Annotated in this window: 3 protein-coding genes; all 3 read left to right on the top strand. The window is 38.6% G+C overall.

All coding sequences use genetic code 11. The features are described 5' to 3' along the window. Positions 1-264: autotransporter outer membrane beta-barrel domain-containing protein (locus ACFIK6_RS08580; RefSeq protein WP_375677544.1), on the top strand; the 264-nt coding region annotated here is incomplete at its 5' end. Between the two features lie 627 nt (positions 265-891). Beyond that, positions 892-5,514 carry an autotransporter outer membrane beta-barrel domain-containing protein gene (locus tag ACFIK6_RS08575; RefSeq protein WP_375677543.1) on the top strand — a complete coding sequence of 1,541 codons (4,623 nt, stop codon included), beginning with the start codon at positions 892-894 and terminating at the stop codon, positions 5,512-5,514. A gap of 623 nt (positions 5,515-6,137) precedes the next feature. Next, on the top strand, positions 6,138-8,671 hold a 2,534-nt coding region (locus ACFIK6_RS08570; protein WP_375677542.1), incomplete at its 3' end, for an autotransporter outer membrane beta-barrel domain-containing protein.

The raw sequence follows: 8,671 nt of genomic DNA, 5'->3' as shown, positions 1-8,671 counted from the left end.
ACCATTTCCACTGAAAACAGCCGTCCTATGTCTTTCTATGGAAAAGTAAACTTGATCAAAACTTTTGGTGATGATGGCACTATCCAGATTGGCAGAAACTTTGACCTTGATCCTATGGGACCTGCAATTGAAGGCGGCGTTGGCATCAATGCACAACTGTCTCACAATTTCTCCCTTCATGGTGATGTAAGCTATCAACAAAAGCTTCAGAAAACGGGTATAAGTGGTGCAAACTTTTCAGGCGGCATACGCTATCAGTTTTAAAACAAAACTGTCAAAACAGCATATTTCTTTTCTATGCATTAATAAAAAGGCAGCACAATGTACTGCCTTTTTATCTCTCCCCTATTCTTCTCTACCAATACACACTGCTAACATTTCTCTTTGAGAAAATGAGTTAAAAAAACTCAAGACGACAAAATATCGCGCTTTCAACTAGTAAAAACATCACTTGAAAAAAACTAAAAGTCGATTGAAAAATCGATGAGCGCTATTTTATCGTAACTGTTAAAGAAAAGCATGAAAACTATGATATCACCTTTGGTTTTATGATGTTGAAAGAAATCCCTATCAGGCTCAAGCATACAGTTTTTTGAAATTTTCTTGCCTACTCCTTTTCTTTAAGCATAAGCAACAAGTTTTATGCAAACATAACACATATCTTGAATAGAAAAACTTATAATACCTGTATAATATTAACATAATTTATTCATATAACACTAAATGAATTTAAATATTATACATTATATGTTAAATGTATAAGTTAATTTATACTTTACACAAAAATAAAAATAGCCTACTCACGTTCCATATCTAAAATATCCATCCATTTGATATCCTTCTTATAAGCGGGGGAAAAGTGTGTGGCTCTTATAAGTTAGGAAAATCTTGATGTGTAAAAAATCCCTTTTATCCTGCACAGCTGTCATAGCTGTCATGCTATTCAACACCCATCTCAATGTATATGCTGAAACTCTTGAAGTTTCCGGCGAGAAAAAAGAAGTATCTAACACAACGTATGAGATTATTAATGCAAAAGACAACGGGGAAATCACCGGCACGCATTTAACTATTGTTGGGAATAAAGATACAAACACAGATATTTACGCTGTAACAGCTGAAGGTCTTGGCAGCGCCATTACATTACTGCAAGACACAACCATTAAAGGAACTGACTTTGACATTCGTCTCGGTCTTAATGCAAAAGATGGAGCGATACTTCAAATGACTGGGGGCATTATTACGGTTTCTGAAATTGGCGCTTTCTTCGAAAACAGTATGAATGATAAAAACAAGCTGGAAGGTGTAACAATATCAAGCAGTAAAGATGACCACTTCATGGATAAGGGAATAAATGCTGACAACAAAAGCAAAGTTACTTTAGAAAACGTAACAGTTACACAAGCAAACACCAGTATATTTGCAAATGATCATTCAGAAGTAACGATATTAGGAGGAGCATTTGATGGAGAACTCAAAGGAATATCTGCTACGGAAGGCAGCGCTATTACTTTAACCTATAGTAAATTAGCCGATAATAAAAAAGGCAGTGTTCAAGTTACATCATCTCATGGTGACGGGCTCTATGCAAATGGCGCGCAATCCACAATCACAATGATAGGAGGAGCAGTCACTGGAAAAAATACAGCATTACTTGCAGAAAATGGCGGACATATTGACGTCACAGATATTACTTTAAAAACAGGTGGTACCGGAATCGGTGCAATAGCTAATGATGTTGACAGCACAATTGAACTGCACGGAAATACGGTAATTAATGACGCTGTAATTGGACTTTATGCAGCAAACGGTAGCACAATCACAATGACTGGAGGAACCATTACGGCTTTTGAAACTGGCGCGTTCTTCAATGAGAGTAAAAGCAATAAAAACAAGTTAGAAAATGTAACCATTACTTATGCAAATACCAGCATAAGCGATCAAGACAAGCTAGAAAATGTAAAAACATCGGACAATGAATTAGACCCTGGATGGGAAAGTGAATTAGAAAATGAAAAAGAAGAGTTTTTATACACAGGAATAACGGCCTTTGCCGGAAGTCATCTCACTTTAAAAAATGTAACCATTACCCAAGCAGAAACCAGCATATCCGCAGAAGATGGTTCTCAAGTAAGAATATTAGGAGGAGCATTTAATGGAGAACACGTAGGACTATACGTAATGAACGGTAGCTTCATTACTTTAGCCAATAGTAAAGAAGGCAGCGTTCAAGTTACATCATCTAATGGTGATGGACTCTATGCAGACGGTTTATTCTCTACAATCATAATGATGGGAGGAACAGTGACTGCGGGAAACAGAGCATTATTTGCAAAAAAAGGTGGATATATTAAGGTCACAGATGTTGCTCTAACAACGATGGACGGAAACGGAAACGGGGCAGCTTCCACCGATCCTTACAGCTTTATTGAATTGGATGGGGGGACAACGATTAATAATGCTATAAATGGACTTGATGCGGAAAACAGTGGTGTCATCATAATGACGGGAGGAGCTGTAACTGCGAAAAGCGCAGCATTGATTACCATGAACGGTGGATATATTAAGGTCACAGATGTTGCTCTAACAACGATGGAAGGAAACGGATACGGTGCTGCTTCCACCGATCCTGAAAGCTTGATTGAATTGCATGGAAAGACAACGATTAATAATGCTCTCATCGGACTTTATACAGAAAATAGTGGTACTATCGCAATGGCGGGTGGAACTGTAACTGGGAAAAGCGCGGCAGTACTTACAAAAAGTGGTGGACACATTAAGGTCACAGATGTTGCTCTAACAACAATGGATGGCAACGGATACGGTGCAGCTACCAGCGATCCTGACAGCTTGATTGAATTACATGGAAAGACAACGATTAATAATGCTTTCATCGGACTTTATACAGAAAATAGTGGTACTATCACAATGGCGGGTGGAACTGTAGCCGCAACAAACATGGCATTGCTTGCAAAAAGCGGGGGACATATTAAGCTCACAGATGTTGCTCTAACAACGATGGATGGCAACGGATACGGAGCAGCTACCTCCGATCCTGAAAGCTTGATTGAATTATATGGAAAGACAACGATTAATAATATTTTCATCGGGCTTAATGCAGAAAACAGTGGTGCAATCACAATGACGGGAGGAGCTGTAACCGCAACAAACGTGGCAGTGCTTGCAAAAAGCGGTGGGCATATTAAAGTCACAGATGTTGCTTTAACAACAACAAATGGTAACTATGGTGCTGCTGCAACCGATCCTAAAAGCTTGATTGAATTATATGGAAAGACAACAATTAATAATGCTGTAACCGGACTTGAAGCAGAAAATAGTGGCACAATTATAATGACTGGTGGAACAGTAACTGCGAAAACCATGGCATTGTTTGCAATGAACGGTGGACATATTAAGGTCACAGACGTTGCTCTAACAACGATGGATGGCAACGGATACGGTACAGCTGCCAGCAATCCTTACAGCTTAATTGAATTGCATGGAAATACAGCAATTAGCAATACTTTCATCGGGCTTTATGCAGAAAACGGTGGCACGATTAAAATGACTGGAGGGACCGTAGCAGCAAAAGGATCAGCATTTGTTTTAAAAAATAGCGGATATATTGATGTAACAAATGTTTCTGCAACAGCAGAAAACAGTGGCATAACATTTGATAAATCCGAGGACGATAATGCCTTAGAAATCAACTTGACAAATACAAAGATTCGCACTGAAAATAGTATTGGAATTAACGCAGACCAATCAATCGGTATAGCCAATCTCAAAAATTCAGAAATCAGTGCCGATATTTTATTAGCAGCCAAAGCATCAACTAAAGAAAATAACTTTGCTTTTACACTAAATGCTAATCACTCCGTATTAAAGGGAAGAGCAAAAATTGCAGAAAACAGAACTGCACGCTTTGATTTGACAAACAAGACAACATGGATATTGAAAACCAGTACAAAAGAAACCGATGATGACGGAAAACTGCTTGCTATTGCTCAAAGGTCACGTTCTGATATTTCTGTGCTCAATCTCAATGATAGTTCTATTGTTTTTAATGGACCGGTAGAAGATCATTATCATACATTGCATATAGGTTCTGGTAAACCAGATACCAAAGCCGTCTATAATGCTTCTAGTGAGGCAGAAATTCATTTCAACGCTATATGGAGTGATGGTGTTGCAATAGATGCACAAAAAACCGATAGGCTTCTCATTCACGGTGATGTAGCAGGCACCACAACAGTTTATGTCAAAGTCTCAGGAGATAAAGAGAATGTAGAAAATGTTTCTGCTTCTTCAAATATAGGTGGACTTTCACTTATTCAAGTTTCTGGAGAAGCAAAAGAAGACTCCTTTAAATTGAAAAATGGCTATACCACCATAGGAGGAACTCCTTATAAATATACGCTAACTGCCTATGGACCAGTATCAAGCTATGGCAAAGCCAATGCTAACCAAAACTTATTCGATGAAAAGGATAAAGATTTCTGGGATTTCCGCTTGCAGCCTGAATTTCTTGACCCCAATTCAAAAGTAAGAACCGTTGTACCACAAATGGCAAGCTATTTGGTTATGCCAAATGCCCTATTTTATGCTGGATTGGCCGATATGGCCAAGCAAAATGCACTTTTAGCCAATATGAGAACAACAGTCTTTGGAGAGCAGAACAATCTAAAAAACAATTTCTTCCTCTCTACCTATGGGGGTACAGGTACCTTATCCTCGAAACGCGGACCTCTTAAATATGGTTATGGCACTGATATCCGCTATGCTGCTCTCCAAGCCGGTGTCACATTAGCAGCAATTGAAGGGCAAAGCACTACTACACATCTTGGTCTTTTAGGTACCTATGGGCAACTGTCTTTCACTCCAAAAGAGATGCAAGATGCAAGTAAAAGCACCCTAGATAAATGGTCTCTCACTGCCTATGGTAGTGTACAGCATGACAGTGGTTTCTATATCGATACGCTTTTATCCTATGGGATAATAAAGGGCGATATCACCAATGCCATCATTGGTAAAACCGCGAAATTGAACAATGTAAAAATGTTGAGTATTTCCACCACCGTTGGCAAACAATTTTCTATCGGAATGGAAGGAGTAACCTTCGAGCCCCAAATACAACTTGCTTATCAACATTTGATGTTTGATACCATTGAAGATGCTGATAATTTAAAAATTGATATGAAAAATCCTTCTCAATGGTTGATCCGTGTTGGTGGACGTTTAACCAAAACCATTATGACCACTGAAAATGGTCCTGCCATTTCCTTCTATGGAAAAGTAAACTTAATCAAAACTTTTGGTGATAAGGGAAAAGTACAAATTAGCAAGAATTTTGATCTTGATCCCATGGGAACGGCAATTGAGGGCGGCGTTGGCATTAATGCGCAACTGTCTCACAATTTCTCCCTTTATGGTGATGTAAGCTATCAACAAAAGCTTCAGAAAACGGGTATAAGTGGTGCAAGTTTTTCAGGTGGAATACGCTATCAGTTTTAACTCAAGGCTGTAAAAATAGCCTATTTATTCTATTCGATTTAAAAAAGGCAGCACAATGCGCTGCCTTTTTTCCTTTTAAAACACCCTTCCCTCTTTATACTTAGCTCTTTACGAAAAGAACCAAGACAAGACACAACAAATGCAACAGAGCACTTCATCCCCAATGGATGAAGGGTACTTCCTACTTTGAGAAAAAGAGAAGTCTATTAGAAATAAGTTAATACTACTGTGTTGAAAGGTGAAAACCCACTTTAAACCTAATTAAGTTAGCTTTTTTACAAGCTTCTTCTACACCTTTTTTTGTTCCCTCATAACTCCAATTTGCATTATCTAATAATCTCTACCATCACTTAAAAGATGTCATGGTACCACTATATCAGTATCTCAGAATATTTCTCTGAATAATAATATTCAAAATTATAATTCTTTAAATAAAATCAATTATAAATACATTTTGTATTAGACATAATTAATATCAATTATTTTTTAATTTTGACAAAAAACCAAAAATGTCTTACCAAATAAAGACAATTACTGAATTTAAAAAAAACTATCCATTTTCACTTCTTCTTATGAAATTCGCGGGGAAATGAATTTTGGGGGCTCTCATAAGGAAAATACTAGTGTATAAAACATCCCTTTTATCATGCACGGCTGCAGCCGCTATCATTCTGTTCAACATCCAGTTCAGTGCACATGCTGAAACCCTCGAAGTTTCTGATGGTAAACAAGAAGAAGTATCCGATAAAACCTATGAAACTATTCACGCAAAAGACGGTGGAAAAATCATTGGAAAACATTTAACCATTGTTACGTATAAAGATATAAACCAAGGCACAAACAAAACCGTCTATGCTGTAACAGCAGAAGGTGCTAATAGTGCGATTGAGTTACTGGATGGCACAACCATTAAAGGCACTGGTTCTGGTATTTTCTTAGGCCTTGAAGCCAAAGACGGTGCTACACTTCAAATGACTAAGGGAAAAATTACAACTTCTGGAAGTGGAGCCTCCTTATCTAGCATTGGTGCTTCCTTCTCTAACAGTAAGAGTGAAAAAAACAAGCTGGAAGATGTGGTAATATCGAGTTATAATGAAGATAATCCAATATCCTTAGGAATAAGTGTTAAAAACAGCACTGTGACTTTAAACAATGTAGCCGTCACTGAAGTAATAAAAGGCATATTTGCAGAGGATCACTCAACAATAACAGTGTCTGGAGGAGTATTCGATGGGAGCACTTATGCGGTATATGCTAAGAACGGCAGCACCATTACTTTAAACAACAATGTTACAGTCGCATCATCTAAAGGTAATACACTCTATGCAGAGGGTTCAGGATCTAAGATCACAATGGCAGGAGGAATTGCCATAGGAGGAATTGGGGATGAAGGTAAAAGCGTATTACTTACAGAAAATGCTGGACAAATTGATGCCACGAATATTACTCTAATGGTGGGTGGCAAAGGAACCGGTGCACTTGCAATTGGTCCTGATAGCAGAATTGAATTGCATGGCGATACAACAATTAACAATACTTGGAACGGTCTTGGAGCAAGTGTTGGTGGTAAAATCGTTAGCGAAAACTTATCGATAATCGGTGGTGAAGCGATTGATCAAGGCCCCGACAACGAACGCACTGGTGTATGGACATCGGACTCTAGTAGTGAAGTTAGGTTAACGGGCAAAACAACCATTCAAAATTTTGATGAAGGTCTTTATGCTGATAGTGGGAGTAAAATCGTTAGTGGAGATTTAACAATAACCGGTGGTAAATCCAAAAAACCAACCGTTGGTGTAAGCACTTGGGAGGCCGATAGTATAGTTGAGTTAAATGGCAAAACAACCATTCAAAATGTTGATGTTGGTCTTTTTGCCATTGAAGGTAGTACAATTAAAACGAGCAATGGCGCTATTGATGCTAATTCTAAAGATCTAGATACCCAATCCGACGCTCTTCAGAATGGGAAGAAAAATAAAATAGAAGCAAAAAAAGCTGCACTGGTTGTAATAAATGGCGGCCATATTGATCTGAAAGATGTTTCTGCCACAGCAGAAGTTGCCGGTTTACAATTCACAACTTTCTCTGACAACAATCCAAATGGCTCGCATGATCCACAAAAATATCATAGCAATGAGACCAATCTGACCAACGCAGAACTTCATGCTGAAAATGGTACTGGTATTCTCGTTGGAGCTTTTGTTGAAAAAAGCATCGAAGATGCTGCTGCTCCATCAATCGGTACAGTCAATCTCAAAAATTCAGAAATCCATGCCGACGTATTATTAGGAGATGGTATTTTTTGGGACAAAACGTTATGGAAAGATAAAGATTTGTGGGATGGTAAAGAGGCTAAAGCGATCTCCAACGGCACCTTCACCTTAAGCGCTGATCAGTCTACTCTAGAAGGCAGAACGAATATTGCTAAAGACAGAAATGTACACTTTGATCTGAAAAACGATACAACATGGACGTTGAAGATCAGCAAAAACGAAAAAGATGCTGATGGCAATCTGCTTGAAATTGCTCAAAGATCTCGTTCTGATGTTTCCACGCTTAGTCTCAACAACAGCTCCATTGTTTTTGATAAACCAACAGAAGATCATTACCAAACATTGCATATAGGTTCTGGTAAACCAGACACGCAAGAAGTCTACAACGCAACGGGTGATGCAAAGATTTACTTTAACGCAAGATGGAGTGATGGTGCTGCAATAAATGACCAAAAAACCGATAGACTTTTGATCAATGGAGATGTCTCTGGTAACACATCTGTTTATGTTACGGGGCGCTTAGATGATGACAATGTCGCAGCAAATACCTCTGCAGCTGCCAATGTCCGTGGTCTTTCACTCATTCAAGTTTCTGGAAAAGCAGAAGAAGACTCTTTCAAACTCGTAAACGGCTATACCACAAGAGGTGGTTTACCTGATAAATATACTCTCCGTGCCTATGGAGCAAATTCAAGCCATGGACAAGCCGATATTGCACAAAACCTCTTTGATGAAAAGAACCAAAATTTCTGGGATTTCCGTTTGCAACCAGAACTTCTTGGAAATGGTTCTGGTTCTGGAAATGGCTCTGGTTCTGGTCCAAGTGTGATCGTCCCTGTAGCACAAACGGCCAGTTACTTAGTCATGCCAAATGCTCTCTTCTA

Source organism: Bartonella sp. AS69XJJH (genome assembly GCF_042195585.1).
In the GTDB taxonomy this organism is placed as follows: domain Bacteria; phylum Pseudomonadota; class Alphaproteobacteria; order Rhizobiales; family Rhizobiaceae; genus Bartonella.
Note: the sequence above shows the minus strand (reverse complement) of the source record. Positions and strands in the feature narration are given on the sequence as shown.